At 57.1% G+C, this 17042-nt stretch carries 17 protein-coding genes and 5 pseudogenes; 6 read left to right on the top strand and 16 right to left on the bottom strand.

From position 1 onward, the window contains the following. Positions 1-242, bottom strand: a pseudogene (gene nodD2, locus OLZ32_RS33020) (transcriptional regulator NodD2); the annotation flags it as partial. 331 nt (positions 243-573) lie between these two features. Next, entirely contained in the window at positions 574-957 is a 384-nt protein-coding gene (locus OLZ32_RS33015) for a plasmid pRiA4b ORF-3 family protein (RefSeq protein ID WP_264424518.1), read from the bottom strand. A gap of 152 nt (positions 958-1109) precedes the next feature. On the opposite strand from OLZ32_RS33015, the pseudogene OLZ32_RS33010 reads away from it, so the two are divergent. After that, positions 1110-1328: pseudogene (locus tag OLZ32_RS33010) on the top strand (recombinase family protein); the annotation flags it as partial. Between the two features lie 14 nt (positions 1329-1342). Here OLZ32_RS33010 and OLZ32_RS33005 read toward each other — a convergent pair. From OLZ32_RS33005 to OLZ32_RS32995, 3 genes are all read right to left on the bottom strand, one after another. Then, positions 1343-2359 carry a helix-turn-helix transcriptional regulator gene (locus OLZ32_RS33005; RefSeq protein WP_264396752.1) on the bottom strand — a complete coding sequence of 339 codons (1017 nt, stop codon included), beginning with the start codon at positions 2357-2359 and terminating at the stop codon, positions 1343-1345. Between the two features lie 714 nt (positions 2360-3073). Next, positions 3074-3394, bottom strand: a complete 321-nt coding sequence (locus tag OLZ32_RS33000; RefSeq protein ID WP_264424516.1) for a helix-turn-helix domain-containing protein — start codon at positions 3392-3394, stop codon at positions 3074-3076. After that, on the bottom strand, positions 3391-3855 hold the full coding sequence (locus tag OLZ32_RS32995) for a type II toxin-antitoxin system RelE/ParE family toxin (protein WP_264424514.1): 465 nt from the start codon (positions 3853-3855) through the stop codon (positions 3391-3393). The genes OLZ32_RS33000 and OLZ32_RS32995 overlap by 4 nt, the downstream gene beginning before the upstream one ends. A 563-nt stretch (positions 3856-4418) precedes the next feature. Here OLZ32_RS32995 and OLZ32_RS32990 point away from each other — a divergent pair. Then, positions 4419-4904, top strand: a pseudogene (locus OLZ32_RS32990) (transposase); the annotation flags it as partial. Then, a complete protein-coding gene (locus OLZ32_RS39505) occupies positions 4861-5253 on the top strand; it encodes a transposase (protein ID WP_406649218.1) in 393 nt (130 codons plus the stop codon). The pseudogene OLZ32_RS32990 and the gene OLZ32_RS39505, both read left to right, overlap by 44 nt. On the opposite strand, the gene OLZ32_RS32985 is transcribed toward OLZ32_RS39505, so the two are convergent. Continuing rightward, the gene (locus tag OLZ32_RS32985) at positions 5250-5672 is read right to left on the bottom strand and encodes a hypothetical protein (RefSeq protein ID WP_264424511.1); all 423 of its coding nucleotides are present in this window, start codon (positions 5670-5672) and stop codon (positions 5250-5252) included. The two genes, OLZ32_RS39505 and OLZ32_RS32985, sit on opposite strands and share 4 nt — an antisense overlap. A 1074-nt stretch (positions 5673-6746) precedes the next feature. Between OLZ32_RS32985 and OLZ32_RS32980 the strand changes: the two genes are divergently transcribed. Next, complete coding sequence (locus OLZ32_RS32980; protein WP_264424509.1) at positions 6747-7703, top strand: LysR family transcriptional regulator; 957 nt, start codon at positions 6747-6749, stop codon at positions 7701-7703. A 408-nt stretch (positions 7704-8111) separates the two neighbouring features. Beyond that, positions 8112-8633: a MaoC family dehydratase gene (locus OLZ32_RS32975; RefSeq protein WP_264424508.1), complete on the top strand. Its 522-nt coding sequence runs from the start codon at positions 8112-8114 to the stop codon at positions 8631-8633. A gap of 9 nt (positions 8634-8642) precedes the next feature. Here OLZ32_RS32975 and OLZ32_RS39500 read toward each other — a convergent pair. Next, a pseudogene (locus OLZ32_RS39500) lies at positions 8643-8801 on the bottom strand (IS30 family transposase); the annotation flags it as partial. On the opposite strand from OLZ32_RS39500, the pseudogene OLZ32_RS32970 reads away from it, so the two are divergent. Continuing rightward, positions 8768-8953, top strand: a pseudogene (locus OLZ32_RS32970) (ISNCY family transposase); the annotation flags it as partial. The pseudogenes OLZ32_RS39500 and OLZ32_RS32970 sit on opposite strands and share 34 nt — an antisense overlap. 50 nt (positions 8954-9003) lie before the next feature. Here the strand turns inward: OLZ32_RS32970 and OLZ32_RS32965 are convergent. The 9 genes from OLZ32_RS32965 to OLZ32_RS32925 form a co-directional block, all read right to left on the bottom strand. Continuing rightward, a complete protein-coding gene (locus OLZ32_RS32965; protein WP_264424507.1) occupies positions 9004-9879 on the bottom strand; it encodes an SIR2 family NAD-dependent protein deacylase in 876 nt (291 codons plus the stop codon). 43 nt (positions 9880-9922) lie between these two features. Next, positions 9923-10135, bottom strand: a complete 213-nt coding sequence (nifT, locus tag OLZ32_RS32960) for a putative nitrogen fixation protein NifT (RefSeq protein WP_264424506.1) — start codon at positions 10133-10135, stop codon at positions 9923-9925. After that, positions 10132-10455 carry a nitrogen fixation protein NifZ gene (locus OLZ32_RS32955; RefSeq protein ID WP_264424505.1) on the bottom strand — a complete coding sequence of 108 codons (324 nt, stop codon included), beginning with the start codon at positions 10453-10455 and terminating at the stop codon, positions 10132-10134. The genes nifT and OLZ32_RS32955 overlap by 4 nt, the downstream gene beginning before the upstream one ends. Positions 10456-10528: 73 nt before the next feature. Beyond that, positions 10529-10729 carry a 4Fe-4S binding protein gene (locus OLZ32_RS32950; protein ID WP_264424504.1) on the bottom strand — a complete coding sequence of 67 codons (201 nt, stop codon included), beginning with the start codon at positions 10727-10729 and terminating at the stop codon, positions 10529-10531. A gap of 3 nt (positions 10730-10732) precedes the next feature. Next, entirely contained in the window at positions 10733-12244 is a 1512-nt protein-coding gene (gene nifB, locus OLZ32_RS32945) for a nitrogenase cofactor biosynthesis protein NifB (protein WP_264424503.1), read from the bottom strand. A 177-nt stretch (positions 12245-12421) separates the two neighbouring features. Continuing rightward, positions 12422-14158: a nif-specific transcriptional activator NifA gene (nifA, locus tag OLZ32_RS32940; RefSeq protein ID WP_264424502.1), complete on the bottom strand. Its 1737-nt coding sequence runs from the start codon at positions 14156-14158 to the stop codon at positions 12422-12424. 133 nt (positions 14159-14291) lie between these two features. Then, a complete protein-coding gene (locus OLZ32_RS32935) occupies positions 14292-14591 on the bottom strand; it encodes a ferredoxin family protein (RefSeq protein WP_264424500.1) in 300 nt (99 codons plus the stop codon). A 12-nt stretch (positions 14592-14603) separates the two neighbouring features. Next, positions 14604-15911: an FAD-dependent oxidoreductase gene (locus OLZ32_RS32930; RefSeq protein ID WP_264424498.1), complete on the bottom strand. Its 1308-nt coding sequence runs from the start codon at positions 15909-15911 to the stop codon at positions 14604-14606. Positions 15912-15921: 10 nt separating this feature from the next. Further along, positions 15922-17031 (bottom strand): electron transfer flavoprotein subunit alpha/FixB family protein, encoded by a 1110-nt coding sequence (locus tag OLZ32_RS32925; RefSeq protein WP_264424534.1) that lies wholly within the window; start codon positions 17029-17031, stop codon positions 15922-15924. Positions 17032-17042 lie beyond the last annotated feature (11 nt).

Raw genomic sequence — 17042 nt, 5'->3', positions numbered from 1 at the left:
TGAATGTGCAGCAGAGCCTCGCGCACCGCGGACGCGAGCCCTTCGGCACGCGGCGTAGGGATAAATTCGCGGCCAACCATCGTAAACAGCTCATCTTGGAAATAGGCGCGCAACCGGGCGACCGACGCGCTCATGGCCGGCTGGCTCAGGTTAATGCTGCGTGCCGCTGCCGTGAGATTACGCTTGGCCATCAAAGCGTCGAGCACGACCAGGAGATTTAGATCAAGGCCCTTGAACCGCATGTCTCTTTATCCATAGTCACCTATCAGAATTTCTTGTTAGTGATACAAATTGTCTTTAGTAGTGAGGTATGGAACTTTCATGCGCGAATTGCACATTGAACGCGAATCTGGATATACCGGTGTCAGATTGCGGACGCGCGGTGGGCAATGCGAGCGATCCAACCTCGCGTCGCGCCGATTTTCAGCGCGTGAATGCTCGGCCTTTCGTCATCCCATGCCGGTAGCTCGACCTGTTCGGTCGAGAGCGTCTGGCGGTCGACGGCACCGCATCAAGGTCGGTCAATAGCGAGGAGCGACGTAACCGTCCGGCGAAGACCGCAGGCTACGTCCTTCAGGTTTTTGAGCGTAGTTTGCGGGTCCATTTCTTGGCGAGAGCCAGGAGGGCGAGTTCGATCGCGGGTTTGTCGATGACATCGGTGTCGAATTGGTTGCCGCCCCACCCTTCGATGAGTTCTTCATGGCGTTCATGATCGGGATCAGCAAGCGCTTCTATGAACTCTCGATAGCCCCACGGTCCGCCGATATCCTCGGGTGGGCAATGAAGTCGAGGTTCATTATCGATGGCATCCGTATTTGGGCCAGAGGGTTTCCATTCGCGGCGTCGAAGAACGAGCGACTGGTCGGTGTCTGAGGGTTTTGGCGCCCGCAGGTGTCGTGGTCTCGATTTCGGGGTGGACGTAGAATTACTCAGGAGGAAGACGATGAGATCCCGCAATACGCTGATGCCGGCGTCAGGCCGGCAGCTCGACCTGATATTCAAACCCCGGACGCTCGACGGACTGAGCGACGAGGACCGCAAGAAGGCGGTATCAACTCTGGCTTGCCTGCTAATGCAGGCGGCCGGTCTGGTCACCGAGGAGCTCAACGATGACCAGCACCGATTTGATTCCGACAGCGCTGCTCGCGCGCAAGGCAGTCGTTTATGCGCGGCAATCCACGCAGTCGCAGGTTATGACCAATCTGGAAAGCCAGCGACGGCAGTACGATCTTGTTGACGTCGCGCGACAAGGCGGCTTCAGCGACATTGAGGTGATCGACGACGACCTGGGGCGCTCTGCCAGCGGAACGGTCGCGCGCGCCGGCTTCGGCGTGAGCGCCTGTCAGGAAGACCTACGAGAATGTGATCCGCAGACGCGTCTCCTTGTTTCGGACGGATCTTCTCCATAGTGTGCCCTATAAACTGCGGAGAACCTCCCGAACTGAAAGAATCCCCATCTCAGGCAGATTTCTTTCACAAGCATACGGTTTTCTGGATCGAGCAGGTCCTCCCGTGCTGCCCGTAACCGAAGCATCTGTAAATAGGCTGCAGGTGTTGTTTCCTTAAAAGCACGAAAACCCGCTTCGAGTGCTCGGGTAGAAACACCAGCTGCTTCGGCCACTATGGGCATTGTAATTGGCCGGTTGATATTGGCGTGCATGAACTCGATCCCGCGGCGGACATGTCCGGGAGCAATCATGCGGGGCATCTTATCTATGAGATGCGACAACCGATGAGGCACCATCCTTATTACAACATCGGCTAGCGTCTGCGTAATATGTGACATCGCTACGGGAGACTGAATGAGGGGCCCATTATCGCGTATTCCGTCGATGATCGCTTCCGCGATTTTGCCGATTGTCCTACCAACTGGAGTTGAGAGATCCACTTCGGGCAACAGGTCGAGCGAGCCATTAAACGGCACATCGAAAGTTTCGCCAATGGTCCGTTGGATCAAAGACCAATTAAGCAGCAACTCATCAATCAGGTTGGATTGCCCATGCATTGAGATGATGTCAGGCTCGAAATTCCTGTAAAGAAGCAATTTGCCTTGTCCGGCTTCAGACATGCGCGAGCCGTACGTAACCCCCATGCCACCTCTGCGCGGCACCACAAGCGATAGGTACTCTGTTGCATCGGAATACCACTGAGTGCGGAACTGAAACCCTGTCTGATGATAACCCGTAATCAATACTGCGCTTTCGCAGGCCGTAAGATCGAGGCCCCAATGGAAGTCTTGAGCACGATCGACGAGTGCGGCGTCGAATGTGCCGAAAACCCCTCCGAGGGTTTCGATCATGCTATCGAACGTCGAGCCACGATATCGAAAAACTGCATTATCGGCGCTATTTTCCATCATGTATTCTCCGGACTCAGTATCCCTGCTTTCAACGCTCCTGCAGGTTCAATGGCCGAGGATCGCAAGATGTGCGCCAAGCACACTTGATTACCGCTTTAGAGCCGCCTTGACAAATGAGAGTTTCTGCAGCCCAAAAAGAAAATTGTTCGGACGATGCTCGCATGAAACTTTGCCCCAAATATAAGCCCATCATCAGTGAAATCATAGGTCGGATTGTGTAGGGGCGCGGACTCCCTCCCGTTGCCGAAGAAGCATCCGGACGCGATCGTCCTGCCGGGCGGCGACGGGCGCTTCGAGCAAGGGCGTGACCACGCGCAGCGCCACCTCTCTCTTCACAGGCGCCGGGCCCAGGCGCCACACCGCCACGCATGAAATCGCTGCGCCACCGGTGACGAAGTGAAAAGGCGAGAAGATCGGCCGCTGGACGCGGGAAATCTTCACGCGCACTGACAAGGCGAAGGGCTTTGAGGTTCTGTTGAACGCACTTTTGCGGCATTAGGTAGCAAAGGCCACCAAAAAAATGGCTTATGTGTTTGAACTAAAACAGAAAACCGTCGCGGATAACGTTGGATGCTGGACTCTGGTTGGTGACACGGGCGGTTGCTTCGGGCCGAAGAGGAATTACTACCCGGCTCCGTGAGGTCCTGCACCAAAGATTGAAGGCCGACCGCTTGGCAAGTGGCCGGCCTTCAATCAGTTTCTGGAAGCACGCGATCAGGCGGCTATGTGCTTCTCTTCCCTATCTACGAATTCGATACGGAGGCTCTTGCCGAACACGGCCGCAGCCCTGCACAGGGTGTGCATCGAGATGCTCGTGTTCACCGGATCAAGAAGGCGATTCACCTGCGTCCGGCTCGTTTTCATCGCATCCGCGAATTCCGACTTCGACATTCCCCGCTCGGCGATGTTCTGCTCCATTTGCCAAGCGATCACTTTCTTGATGGCGAGTTCATCAACTTCGTCAAGGATGCCTTCTTCCTCCAAGAAGCTCTCGAAGCTCGAGCCGATAGGGCTCCTAAGGTCATCTTCGCTCATTTTTCGCGTTCCTTTTTCTTCTTCAGTTGCTCAAGTCGTCGTTCGGACTCTCGTTTTCTATCCCGTGCAGTATCGACGTCGACTTTCGGGGGCACTTGGTCTTTCTTTATGATCCCGTGCAGAAGGATCATTCGCGATCCTTCCATGTAGAAGAACACCCTGGCGATCTTATCCTTGAGAGTGATCCTAACCTCCCAAAGACCGTCGCCAAGGCCATCGCAAGTAGGCATCCCTAACGGCCACCCATACTCAGCCGTTCGGACTTCGACCGCTATCGCTTGGCGCTCGTCTAACGTTAGGGCTTTAAGCCATTCTCGAACAGGCTCCTTCCCTCTCGGCGTCTGATAGAATTCCGCGACGATTGTCTTCTTGGGTCGATCGACTGCTTTCTTCATAACGAGGTGTACCAAAAATGGTTCATGGGGACAAGCCTTTTCTTTGCAATCCATAGAAGCAGCCATTACCCGCTCTCGGTTGAATATTGGTTCACATACACGGGTGCGTGGCTTGGTCTTATCTCTCGAGCGAGGCAGCAGAGCGCGTATCGCAGTTTTTTCAATTAACTATTTGTTCTTCGTCCCGATCGACTCCTGGGCGGATTCCAGGTAAAAACTTGGGCATGTTCAGGACGATACGCATACAGCTCTGATCCCCCGCGGCCATGGTCGGTCGCCGATCTGTTGTGCCTGCCGTCGACCTCTGGAGCCTGAACACGACCCTCATCGCAACCGCCGCCATTGCCCATCGCTCCCACGCTGAGGTGTTGACCGTCAATGCCTTGGGCGGGGGCTTGGAGATACGCCCGGCCTTCCTCGGGATCGCGGAGGGGTTGAGCGATGGCGAACCCCGAAGACACACCCAAGGGCCAGCATTTCCTGCTGTCGCCAGAGTGCCGAACGCTGACGGTGCTCGATCTCGCCAAGATGCGGGATACGACTGCTTACAACTGGTTTAAGCGCCTTCGCTGGCCGAGACCGGGGGCGAACCTTACTGCCCAAAGTGCGGAACGGTACGGTGCCACACGATGAGCCGTAATCGCTTCAAGTGCACTGAGAAGACCTGCAAGGCCGTGTTCAGCGTCACGTCGGGCACGGTCTTCCATGCGCGCAAGCTGAGCTTCAAGAAAATGCTCATCGCCATCTGGTTCTCGGCGAACTCGGTGAAAGGCAAGGCGGCGCTCCAGCTCTCGCGCGAGATCGGCGTCCAATACAAGTCCGCCTGGGTCCTTCTCATGAAGCTGCGCGAGGCTATCGCCTGGCGCAGGGAGGAGATGCGGCTCGATGGCGAGGTCGAGATTGACGGCAAGTATGCCGGCGGCCACATCCGTCCTGAGAACAAGGCCGAGGACCGCATCGATCGCCGGCTCAAGAAATACCAGAACATGAAGCGTCTGTGCGCCCTCGCCATCCGCCAGCGCGGACTGGGCGGGCAGACGTTCACCCGAATTATTCAGGACGAGGACAGCAATGCAGCCTGGGCGGCCGTCCGGGATCACGTGTCGCGGGAAGCAACGGTCTTCGCTGAAGCACGGCAGCTACAACGACCTGACTGGCCTGAACAAGCTACAGCGCGTCAACCACTCGAATGCCTATCAGACCGACGATGGCACAAACACCAATCAGGTCGAGAGCTTCTTCTCAAGGGTCCAACGAGCCTACGTCGGCATTCACCACCGGTTTTCGTTGAAGTATTTCGACTGGTACGTAGCCGAACTCGCGTCGCGTGAGGATAGTCGGCAGGTGAGTAACCGAGGCCATACGTTCCAGGTGTTAGGCAAGGCACTGTCCCGCCCGACATCGCGCTATCTGTGCGGGTACTGGCAGGGCAACAAGCCGCCTGACCTGATCTGGGGAGGCTAAGCGGCGACCTCCCACAGAACCTTCCGGCCGTCGAACTGACCCGATTGCCGCACGCGTCCTGCAGTCGTTAGTTGGGTCAGGACTGCCGACAGGCGATGTGCGATGACCGAGAGGTTCTCTGGGTCGTTCGGGATGCTGAGCTTGGTTACAAACTTCGCGGCCCAGTCAGTCACCGAAATCGGTTCTCCTATTTCGCGGAGGACCTCCAATACGGCTTGGCGCTTGTTTACGCCGTTCATCGCCGCTTTCACCTCGGATGACGACGCCTTGACCTTTCGAGACCGATCGAGACGTCCCGTCTGCGGCAGCGCCGACGCTCGGTAGTCAGGCTCATAGCTCAGGATGATACGATCCAGCGCGCCCATCAGTTCCTGGATGTCGACCCGCTCTCTTTCAAGCTGCTGCAACCTTTCGGTCAAGGCGGCCCGCTTCTGCTTCAACTCGTACGCTACACTCATTCGAGGCCCCGTTTTAACTGGACCCAAGGTAGTCGGGATGCCGTTTCAGGTCTGGTGGTTTTTGCTACCTAATGCCGCACTTTTGCGTGGCTTCGCCTCAGCCGAGGCATTGATCATCGTCGCCTATATTCGCCTTGATCACGCGTCGCCTCGCAAGCTGCTGCTGTCCTTGACGTCTTTCCGAGGCCCATTCTCAGTTAGAATTGCAGGCTTTCACATCCACTGCGCGAATATAGTTCATCCAAACAATTGATTTTACCAATCTTTTGGATTGCTGCATTCACTCGGAGACCGGCACTTAGCGCGCTAGGCCAGCTCATTGAGTCGTGTCGTTTAAGCATTGGCCGCGGATTGGTAACCTCGCTCGGTTCCCCCACTAGTTCCCGGTAACAGTGCCCGGCGGGAGCAGACGAGGCAGATCTTATAGGGAGACCGCAGGCGTAAGATGGTGAATTGGATCGATGGCATTCTGTACTGCCACTTAGAACCGGATATCTTCGGGCGGGCGCCGACGTCCGTTTTTTCTCAGGAGTTCCCTGACAACCACATTCTCGCGGTCGGTCATCAATCGTCCCGTCCAAGGGCGAGGTTGCCGAGCTGTCCCGGAACGGATGCACATCACGAACGGTGGGACTCGTATCGCCGATGTTTCCCTCTGCGCCATCCCAAACATTGAAGCGTCGATCGCGGCGGACTAGCGGCCAGCCGTAGCTCACTCCGCCATCATTGGAAACGGAATAGACGGCACAGATATCAAGCTTGCGCTTGGCCTACGTCGGTTTGAGCAGATGCCGCCTCGGTCGAGGCGGGGTTTATCGGCTCCATGCCAAATTCGGTATCCCGGCCTGTGTTGCTGCAGTCAACTAGATCGAAGTCGTCTCGCAGCTGTCCTGCCTCCGGTGAGAGGCTTGTTACTTCTTTCCATGCAGTCAGTTCGATCTTGCTGATGACATCCTCCAGTACTCCAGCTTGAGCTGGAAGTGCAGTTCAATTCCGACCTCACCTTTCGCCATAACGCCATGGATAAACGATGACATGCGGTTCAAGGGCCTTGACCTAAATCTCCTCGTCGCGCTCGACGCTCTGACGACGGAACGTAAACTCACCGCGGCGGCTCGCAGCATTAACCTGAGTCAGCCGGCCATGAGCGCGGCAGTCGCCCGGTTGCGCGCCTATTTCCGAGATGAGCTGTTTACGATGGTTGGCCGCGAACTTATCCTAACACCGCGTGCGGAACGACTAGCTCCCGTGGTGCGCGAGGCTTTGCTGCACATTCAGTTCTCCATTATTGCGTGGGATCATTTTAACCCAGCCCAATCGCATCGCCGTTTCAGGATCATCCTTTCCGACCACGTCACGCTCGTATTTTTCGAAAAGATCGTGGAGCGAGTTGCGCGGGAGGCGCCGTCCATCAGCTTCGAATTGCTGCCTCCTGCGGACGAGCCCTGCAAGCTTCTCCGGCGCGGCGACGTCGATCTTCTAATTCTTCCGGAAATTTTCATGTCGGGCGGGCAACCTATAGCGGCATTGTTCGACGAGACACTCGTGTGCGTGGGCTGTCGCACCAATAAGCAGCTGGAGCAGCCGCTTACATTCGAGAAATACATGTCGATGGGGCACGTTGCGGCCAAATTCGGGAATGCGCGAAACGTCGACGAATGGTATTTGCTCGAGCACGGCCTTAGAAGGCGCATCGAAGTCGTCGTTCAAGGCTTCAGCATGATTCCGCCGGTGCTATCGGGCACAGACCGAATAGCGACCATCCCCTTGCGGCTGGTTGAGCATTTCGCAAAAAGATTTCCCCTACGAATTGCCGAACTGCCGCTGCCGTTCAGCGCCTTCACCGTGGCCATGCAATGGCCCGCCCTTCACAACAGTGATCCGGCAAGCATCTGGATGCGTGAAATAATTAAGCAGGAGGCCTCAGGCATGACGTCTCCGTGTGGGATGGGGGACTGCGGCATTGATGCGAGATCATTGCCCCCAGAGTGATTCGTGAATGCGCGGGGCTTTCGTCTCAGCCATAACTCGGACGAACTGAGATCATGGCCTCCAAAGAGCTTATATTCAGGATGTGGATTGCTGTCATTTAAACAATCCATTTTGAAATCTTCTCAAAATGTTATTAGAATAAAGATGAAGCTGTAGACAACACAGACAGGAAGTTTTTGGGCGCACCATTGTCGTCCTGTGTCGACAGTTGGTTATTGGCCCACGATCACCATCTCAAGGGGCGTTTCATGCCACTGACGCCGCGATCAATCGCGACGAGCTCGCGATGCGGCACTCAATCGTAGCCTTAGCAACTACTTCAGTGCTTTCTGCAATGTTATCGTCGCGTTCTAAAGCCTCAACAAGTACAGTTCGACTGCGAGGCCCTCATCAGGATGACTAAACTAAATGACGCAAGAAATCTCGCTTTTCGATGTCAAGGAACTGATCGGCAAGGAGATCGGCGTCTCCGACTGGATAGTCGTGACACAAACGACCATCGATAACTTCGCCGAGACGACGGGCGACTTCCAGTTCATCCACACCGACCCGGCGCGCGCGGCGGCGGAGACGCCCTTCGGCGGCGCGATCGCACATGGCTTCCTGTCGCTCTCGCTGCTTTCGGCGATGAGCTACAATTGCCTGCCCAAGATTCGTGAGCAGACGATGGGCATCAATTACGGCTTCGATAAAGTGCGCTTCATGGCGCCGGTCAAAAGCGGAGCACGGGTGCGCGGCCGCTTCGCCTTGGCCGACGCCCGCTTCCGCGGCGCAGGCATGCTGATGGTCACCTATGACGCAACAGTAGAGATTGAAGCGGAAAGAAAGCCCGCGCTGAGTGCGATCTGGCAAACAATCATTCAATTCGAAGCGAAGGACCCGCCGGTGGATGCCTGCTCACCTCCGGCGTGCGTCTCTCGCGGCATGTAGGCTCGCCCTCACGAGCCCGGCGAGCCGGTTTTGCACGTAGTCATGAAGAGCAGGATTGGTTGTCAGCTTGCCTGCCTTCGGCCGTCGTGCTGCTCGATCAGCATGCCACTGCGCGTTAATGGCCCGATAGTCACCAGGCGCCGCGTCAGGCCGCCGCCGACGGCGGCTTTGCCAGCCGCGCCAATCTGAGACAGGCCAAGGCCTGGGGCGTGCGTGACATGGCCTTCCACAAGAAGTGCGGCCTCAAGGTCGAAGACATGGTCAAAAGCCGCTGGGTTTACCGCAAGCTCAGGAACTTCCGCGCCGGCATCGAGGCCGGCACGCATGGCAACGTTGCTTTTGATGCCTTGCCGCACCCCTTCGTTGAACTTCATCCGACAAGATATGCAACGGCTTCACCCATAGGCATGTCGATCACCGTGGTTGCGCTTGCAGATAGGAAACGGCGTTCGGTTTTGGTCAGCGTTTCCGCATCAACGACTGCAAAATGTGGGCCTTTGGAGCGCTTCATCAATTGCCGAGCGAAAATGCGCAGCATCTGGTCGTTGAAGCGGCACCCGACGAAGAAAAAACCGCGGGCGGTACGCCGTTCCTTCACCACTTCCGGGATGGGCGTCTGGATGTCAATTTCTGTTAAGACTTCCACATAGTCGGAATCCGACACAAGGAAGTTCGCGGCCGGCCTAATGCTGCCGTGGGGCGTGTAGAGAACCGTTCTTGCCTGTGGTCTGGCTCCGAGTTCCTTTCCGGTCAAACCGTAGGTCTTTGTCCAAATGTTACCCATTTCGGTCGCCCGTGAGACGCCTTGTATCTCGACTACGTCCGTCCGCCGGGTCTCCACGAGGGCTGCGCGCATCGTCGCGTCGTACCAGCTATCGACGATGAGAGAGAGTGACTGATTTGCAAGCCAGTCGTGAAGGATGGTCGGCGCAACCGGTGGGGCGAATATCTCGGCCAGCCAGGTTTGAAGGGTCCGGCGATGTCGGCGCTGCTCGATGAACTGCGCGACCGACCACATATTGGTGCGGATCTTGGAAGGAGCGGGCGTTCGCGCATTGAGTGCTGCGGCAACGACTTCCGGCGTATTCGGTACAGGCGGTTCCGCGCAGTTGAGCTGCAAGAGCCCTGGACCGAGATAAGGGATGATCTCATCGGCGGCGATCGCCTTCTTCAGTAAATCAAGCCATCTTTCGGCGTCATTATTGCGGACGACCAACAGACCGTCAGGGGTCAAGATCGTGTTCATTGCGGTTTCCCTTGGCTGCTCACAATTGCCAAGCTGTGCAGCGTCAGTCGTCATCGGAAATCTTCCTCGCCTCGATGGTGACCGGCAGACGCGTATCCCGCGGGAGGTGGGGCAGGGCGAATCGCCAGCCGTTTCGTAGCGTTATAACCCCGCCCCACAGGCCTTCGTTCTCGAACTTTACGATCGGCTCTTCGAGATCTTTCTTCGGAACATACGCCGTCAAACCGGCGCTCGTTCTGCGGATCATGACCTTCATAGGGCTGTCCTTTGGTTGAGACCGATGGCGGTTTTGGCAACGCCGAACCCGGGAACGTCGACACTCACCAGTTCGCGCGCGCGCATGCCGACGAGGTTGCCGCAATCGATCCATTCGACGGCATAGATGTAGAACTGCTGGAGAAAGGTGCCAACGTCGCGCACATAACCCTCGTCGCCTTTTCGTACCAAGTTCTCTCCGATATCTTTCCCAGGATAGGTGCCGTCATTCATTACGTGGCGTGTGGCACGGACCCGCTCACCCGGCATAAATCGCGGAGGGTTGCGGATCTCGACTTCCTGTTCGCGTCCAAGGCCCATCACCGTTGTCCTTCCTGAGCTGCAGCGTGTCGATAAAGGAGTTCAAGAAGACCCCGTCATGTCGGCAACCGGATTAAAGTTCAGCGGGAACACAGGTGTCCGGCACCGGACAGACGGAGGCACATTGCTGTAACTCGAAGACTCCCTCGCACTCGGTGCACTTGTTCGGATCGATCACGTAGGCTTCGCCCTTGAACTTGATCGCGCCGGAAGGGCATTCGAACTCGCAGGCTCCGCACTGGGTGCATTGGGATGCGACGATCCTGAAGGACATTCTTCAGCTCCTGGTTTCGGTTGGATGAGAGGCTGAAGCCCCGGTCGGCAGTGGTTCAGCCCCAAACTCGGCGGCGTAAAGCGTGCTGATGGCCGTCTCGATGTAGTCATAGCCAAAGGCGTCTGTTATACGGAGACCAGCTTCTGAGAGCTGATGCTTGGGACAATCTCCGATTTTGGCGCATAGGAGGATATCTATCCCTTCGAGCACAGCGAGGACACGCTCGAGTGTGGTCTCTTCGCCCCAGCCGCCAAGGCAGTACTGCTCGACCTTGCGGTGCTCCACAAACTTGACTCCCATTGCCGAGGCTTCATAAACTTGGAATTCCTTGGCATGACCGAAGTGTTCGTTGATGCGACCGCCGCCTTTGGTCGCCACCGCCACGAGAAGCGACCCGCCGGAACCTGCATCCTTGATCATCCCGATCGCGTCGTTCTTGGCCGCTATGTAGTCGCCTTGCTCGCGGGCGACCACCACCCGATAGGCCTCGCGCTTGCGAGCGTCGTAGGTGATCTCACCGGGAACCTGGTCGAGCGTGAATTCCCGGCCTCGATCCTCCCCGAGCAGGCCGACAGCATCGGCCCGGCACTGCCGGCAATGGCGCATCAACCTGGGACCACCTTCGAGACTATTTCGAAGCGCCTTCAGTTCGATCGTGCGTGGGCCGCGCTGCCCGGTCAGGCCGTAATGAGTACCGTGCGCGGGGTCGGAAATCAGCGGCATTACATTGTGCAGGAACGCGCCACGCTCCTTGACCCATTTGTTCACCTCGATGAGGTGTTCGTCGTTGACGCCGGGAATCATCACCGAATTGATCTTGGTGAGAATGCCACGCTCGGTCAGCATCTCCAAGCCCAGCATCTGCCGTTTGTGCAGGATCTTGGCTGCTTCGATTCCGGTGTAGCGGCGGTGATCATGAAAAATCCAAGGATATATCTTTGCGCCAATTTCCGGATCCACCATGTTAATGGTGATCGTCACGTGGTCCACATTCATTTCAGCGAGTTCGTCGACATGTTCCGCCAAGGCCAGGCCGTTCGTGGAGATACAAAGCTTGATATCGGGGATTTCCTTGGCGACCCGTTCACATGTCTCCTTAGTCTTCCTCCAGTCGTAGCAGGCATCGCCCGGTCCGGCGATGCCGAGCACGGAAAGCTGCGGCACCTCATTGGCGACCGCAATGACTTTGCGTAGCGCCTGGTCTGGCGTCAACTTCTCAGAGACGACACCAGGCCGGCTTTCATTGGCGCAGTCAAATTTGCGATTGCAGTAGTGGCACTGGATGTTACAGGCAGGCGCAACCGCTACGTGCATTCGCGCAAAATAGTGGTGGGCTTCTTCTGAGTAACAGGGATGATCCTTGATCTTCTCCCAGACAGCTGAGTTCACATCATCGGGCTGGAAGGGGGAACCGCAGGAGGAGGTTGCACAGCCATCGGATTTCGCGGTCGTCTGCAAGTGGTCTAAGGATGTCGTTCTGGTGAGGCTCTCAAGCGAAGTCATCCGTGCGGACATAAACGGCTCCGTGGCTGGTCAACGATGTTGGTCACAACGCAACCGCCGTGCCAATTTGAAGAAACGTTTTACTTCAACCTGTTGGCGCTTCCTGTCGGAAAACTGCCTGTCTGCTCTCGATGCGGTATTGTCAGGCTCTCGACATTGTTCTCGAAGGGCAACGCGCCTCCTCGCAGCTTAGAACTTCTTCATTGCAATACTAAGCCGACGTAGAGCATAGCCCACCTGACGCGGCGTGAGGCCGAGGATACGAGCCGCCTTGGCCTGTACCCAGCCGGCCTTCTCCATCGCGTCGATCAGCCGCTCGCGCTCCGTCAAACGCGAGTCCATAGCGGGGCAAGTGGGGTCCTTCGGATCGCCGCCCTTGGCGGGAGAGACGTCGTTCTGCGAGGCGCGGACGGGTTTGCCCGAAAGCGGCAAGGGGCTCGGAATGTTACTACTCCGACTGAGCTCATCAATGGCATTGCCGCCGGCAGCACAGCCGGTTCCTTTCCAGAGTAGTGATGAGAGGCACTGACTGTTCTTGCAGGCGAAATCCGAAGCAACGATAGCCCTTGACTGCGCGAGTGTCGCCGTCCGTCGCACGCAGTTTTCCAGCTCACGGACGTTTCCGGGGAAATAACATTGCGAGAGAACATCAAGTGCCGAGGGCTCGAAGGAGTGCTCGCGACCATTCTCCGTGTTGAACCGGTCGAGGAAGACCCTTGCAAGCCGTTGAATATCGCCGGGTCGTTCTCTAAGCGGCGGCAAGACAATCGGTACCACACTGATGCGGTAATAGAGGTCAGCCCTGAACTCCCCATTGGCGACAGCTGCCTCAAGATTTCTATTGGTGGCGCATATGAGGCGAACGTCGAACTTAAGCGTTTTCGTGCCGCCCACTCGCTCCAGTTCGCCTTCCTGCAAGACGCGCAACAGCTTGGCTTGAAAGGCAGCCGAAATCTCACCGATCTCATCAAGTAACAGCGTTCCTCCATTCGCCAATTCGAAACGGCCCGCGCGTTGCGAGATGGCACCGGTAAAGGCACCCTTTTCATGCCCAAACAGCTCCGACTCCAGAACGCCTTCGGACAGTGCGGCGCAGTTCAGTTTGACGAAAGGCTTCTTGCTTCGAGGTGAAAGCTCATGGATGGCTTGTGCAAAGAATTCCTTTCCGGTCCCGCTTTCACCTCTCAGAAGCACAGTTGTATTGGTCGTTGCCACGGCCGAAACGGTTTCCAGCACCTGTTTGACTGGCGGACTTTCCCCGATGAGCCAGCCGATTCTGGCACGCAGATGCCGACCGGTGTCGCGTCTCTCCGCGCTAGGAGATGCCTCGCCGTTCCCTTGCTCGCGGGCGGGCTGCTGACCGTCCAGCTCTAGGGTGCGATGGAGCCAAATGGTCCGGCCAATAAGATCGGCGACCATGGTCAGAAAACGTAGGTCATCGTCGCGGCGGTCGCTGACGCAGTAGATCGATAAGGCCCCAAGTATTTTGCGCTCTGCCTTTAGCGGGACACCTATAAAGCTGGTTGGTGGGGCGCCACTCTTTGAAGACGTTTGGAAATCAGCCGGCAATAGGTCGGACTTGCTGACATCCGGAATGAATACCGGCGCCTCGGTAGCGACAATCTCGTCCAGCACGGCCTGCGGTATCGCTCGGTCATTGCTTGAGTGAGGCGGGCGCGTGACGCCGGCAGTTACGACGAACTCCGGCTCTTCGTCTCTTTCCAGGACGACGATTGCTCCGTGACGCATATCCAGCAGCAAGGCGAGGGTGTTCGCGACATTGGCAAGCGTAATCTCGAGCCGGGTAGGGGCGGTCAGGACCTTCGATATCTGGTAGATTCCGCTGAGCGAGAGATCCGCTTGGGGTTTTATGGAGGAATCGGACCATCCTCTTTCGTTGACCCGATCGCGCAGAATGTGACCCATTGAAACTCCTCAGAGATTGTCAAGTGCTCCTCACACGCGCTTTTTTGGATTTTGAACGCTGGAGACATTTTATTCCAATGCCCAGAATTCAATACCGTTTGGACGTTGAGGGAGTTGTGGAAGTGCCTCCCACTCATCCGAACTTAAAAAGGACACCGTAGCCGCCTTGGGGATAATTCCACTCGATGTCCCCACTTTTCTCACACAGTAGTCTGCATGTGCCGCACTCCAAGCAGCCGTCGACGGTGATTTCCACTTGTCCCTTCTCATTCAACTCATAGCACTTGGCCGGACAAACGCGCGTCAGCGCGAGCAGGTTGGTGCTCGGCCATTGGTGCGGCCGCACTTTAATGTGCGGGCGCCCTGGGTCGACCAGATAACGATTTTGGTAGAGCTTGTCTTCCACCCGTAGCTTAGCAACAGCGATTGTCATCTCATCTCTCCTTCAACGCCAGGCAAATGCGAAGCGAAGTGCATCGCTGACCAGTCCCCAGCGTGACCGCGCTTTAATGAAGGCGGCCGTGGTTGCCCTTTCCTTGTCAATTTTCGGGGTACTATCGACCCGCATGAAGTTCTGCGCAGCCTGCGACATTAACTTCGGGTAGGTCATGAAAAAGTTGCGTGAGTTGGTATGGATCAGGGCAGGCATATCCTTGTATTTCTTCAGGTCTTTGATGACGAAGGACTTGTCCAGCATCTTCTTGTAGAGGGCGAGGTTCTCCTTTCTCATCCGCTGCCCACTACTCTTGATCAGGTAGATAGCCTCACCGGCAATGCGACCTGACGTCATGGCGAGATTGGAGCCCTCGCGGTGCACGGCATTGTTTAGCTGCGCCGCGTCGCCCACAACAACCCAGCCGTCGCCGAAGAGCTGCGGGATTGCCTTGTAGCCACCTTCCGGAATTAGATGAGCGGCATATTCCTTGATCTCCGAACCCGCGATCAGCGGCTTGACCGACGGATGGTTCTTGAAGCTTTCGAGCAGATTATAGGGACTTTCCGCCGTAGCAGCGAAATCGGAGACAAGGCAGCCGATACCAAGCGATATCGACTCCTTGTTGGTGTAGACGAAGGCGAGCCCGGCCATGCCGCGGGAGATGGTTCCGGCTGCCTCGATCACGCAGCCTTCGTTGCCCCTCAGACCGAACCGCTGGCCGATCACCTCTTCGGGCAGGAAATGCATTTCCTTGACGGCGAGTGCGACGGTTTCCGGCTTAGGCGTCTCACGCAATCCGGTTCGCGTGCCGAGAAGTCCATTGACGCCCTCGGCGAGAACCACCACATCTGCCAGGATCACGTCGCCGGCGCGATCGGTGCGGACGCCGATCACCCGACCGTCGGTGTCGCAGGCGAGTTCAGTCACAGTCGTCTCGCATAGAACTGTTGCGCCGACCTCGCGCACTTTGCGCGAAAACCATTTGTCGAATTGGGCACGAATGATGGTGTAACGGTTGGGGTTCATCTCATTGAATTCATCCGACCGGTACTGCATCCCGATATGGGATGTGTCGTCCATCATCCAGAAGCGCTGCTCAACCAGATGCCGCTCGAGAGGCGCATGATCTCGGAAATCCGGAATGATTTTCTCCATCATGTTCGCATACATGATGGCACCTTGGACATTTTTGGAACCCGGATATTCACCGCGCTCCAACTGCAGGACCTTCAGGCCTCGGCTTGCCATGGTGTAAGCAGCAGCATTGCCGGACATGCCGGCCCCAATCACAATCGCATCGAACTGTTCTTCGATCATGCCATTTCCCTCAGTTCGCAAGCTTCTCGCGATTGTGCGGCGCCAGCCGGCGGGTGAAAACTTCCGTCAGAGCGGGCAGGAAGCGGATCGCATCGCTGACAATACCAATGTTGGCGAAGTCAAAAATCGGTGCGTTTGGGTCGGTGTTGATCGCGACGATGAGGTCGGCTCCACCGACGCCGACGCGGTGCTGAATAGCGCCGGAAATTCCGGCCGCTATGTAGAGCTTCGGCCGGATTGTCTTGCCAGTCTGGCCGATCTGCCGATCAGCCGGCATCCAACCCTTTTGAACCAATGGGCGCGAACAGCCACATTCGGCCCCGATGGCTCCGGCGATGTTCCTCAAATGCTTCAGGTTTTCCGCCGCTCCGAGACCGAGGCCTCCGGCAACCACGACGTCTGCATAGGCGAGATTGGCCTCTGCCGACTTGCCGTCGGACAAGAAGGCGAGGACCTTTGTGACGATCTCTTCCTCGATCATCGGGACGTCGTGCTGAATGATACGGCCGACCGGCTTGTTCGCGCGCTGCGGCATGGCCATGACTCTCGGCCGTACTGTTGCCATCTGCGGGCGGCAGTTAAGCGTGTAAATCGTGCAGAGTAAGGAGCCTCCGAAGGTCGGCCGAGTCGCCGCGAGGGAACCATCCGCATCCACAGCGAGTTCGGTGCAGTCGGCAGTGAGCCCCGTCAGCAACGTGGTCGCCACGGAACCCGCGAGATCGCGGCCGAGCGTGGTCGCGCCGAGGAGCAGAATCTCAGGCTTGTAGCCAGTGACCAGATCCGTCATCGCCTTGGTGAAAGGTTCGTTGCGGTAATCGGCAAGTAGCGGAGTCTCGACCAGGTAGACGAGATCGGCGCCATAAGCAAAAGCCTCGGCAACGGCATACCGGGTGGGCTCGCCGGGCGGTCCGAGGACGACGCCCGCAAGCTCGACGCCCAGTTCGTCGGCGAGCTTGCGTCCTTCCCCAAGCAGTTCGAAGGAGACAGGATGGACTTGGCCCCGCTCGAGCTCGATGAACACCCAGACGTGCCGGTAGTCCCTGAAATGCTCGGGCAGCTCTGTCTTGATATGCCCGCCGCTGGCGGGGGGAGAGGGCTTTTTTCGATTCTCGGTCAACAGTATTGCTCCTT

The sequence above is a fragment of the Rhizobium acaciae genome (genome assembly GCF_025941625.1).
GTDB classification, from domain to species: Bacteria; Pseudomonadota; Alphaproteobacteria; order Rhizobiales; family Rhizobiaceae; genus Rhizobium; species Rhizobium acaciae.
Note: the sequence above shows the minus strand (reverse complement) of the source record. Positions and strands in the feature narration are given on the sequence as shown.

Excerpts from the sequence above, each read along its gene's own strand:
- OLZ32_RS33005 (WP_264396752.1), bottom strand. The coding sequence starts at position 2,359 with ATGATGGAAAATAGCGCCGATAATGCAGTTTTTCGATATCGTGGCTCG.
- OLZ32_RS33000 (WP_264424516.1), bottom strand. The coding sequence starts at position 3,394 with ATGAGCGAAGATGACCTTAGGAGCCCTATCGGCTCGAGCTTCGAGAGC.
- OLZ32_RS32995 (WP_264424514.1), bottom strand. The coding sequence starts at position 3,855 with ATGGCTGCTTCTATGGATTGCAAAGAAAAGGCTTGTCCCCATGAACCA.
- OLZ32_RS39505 (WP_406649218.1), top strand. The coding sequence starts at position 4,861 with ATGCAGCCTGGGCGGCCGTCCGGGATCACGTGTCGCGGGAAGCAACGG.
- OLZ32_RS32980 (WP_264424509.1), top strand. The coding sequence starts at position 6,747 with ATGCGGTTCAAGGGCCTTGACCTAAATCTCCTCGTCGCGCTCGACGCT.
- OLZ32_RS32975 (WP_264424508.1), top strand. The coding sequence starts at position 8,112 with ATGACGCAAGAAATCTCGCTTTTCGATGTCAAGGAACTGATCGGCAAG.
- OLZ32_RS32965 (WP_264424507.1), bottom strand. The coding sequence starts at position 9,879 with ATGAACACGATCTTGACCCCTGACGGTCTGTTGGTCGTCCGCAATAAT.
- nifT (WP_264424506.1), bottom strand. The coding sequence starts at position 10,135 with ATGAAGGTCATGATCCGCAGAACGAGCGCCGGTTTGACGGCGTATGTT.
- OLZ32_RS32955 (WP_264424505.1), bottom strand. The coding sequence starts at position 10,455 with ATGGGCCTTGGACGCGAACAGGAAGTCGAGATCCGCAACCCTCCGCGA.
- OLZ32_RS32950 (WP_264424504.1), bottom strand. The coding sequence starts at position 10,729 with ATGTCCTTCAGGATCGTCGCATCCCAATGCACCCAGTGCGGAGCCTGC.
- nifB (WP_264424503.1), bottom strand. The coding sequence starts at position 12,244 with ATGTCCGCACGGATGACTTCGCTTGAGAGCCTCACCAGAACGACATCC.
- nifA (WP_264424502.1), bottom strand. The coding sequence starts at position 14,158 with ATGGGTCACATTCTGCGCGATCGGGTCAACGAAAGAGGATGGTCCGAT.
- OLZ32_RS32935 (WP_264424500.1), bottom strand. The coding sequence starts at position 14,591 with ATGACAATCGCTGTTGCTAAGCTACGGGTGGAAGACAAGCTCTACCAA.
- OLZ32_RS32930 (WP_264424498.1), bottom strand. The coding sequence starts at position 15,911 with ATGATCGAAGAACAGTTCGATGCGATTGTGATTGGGGCCGGCATGTCC.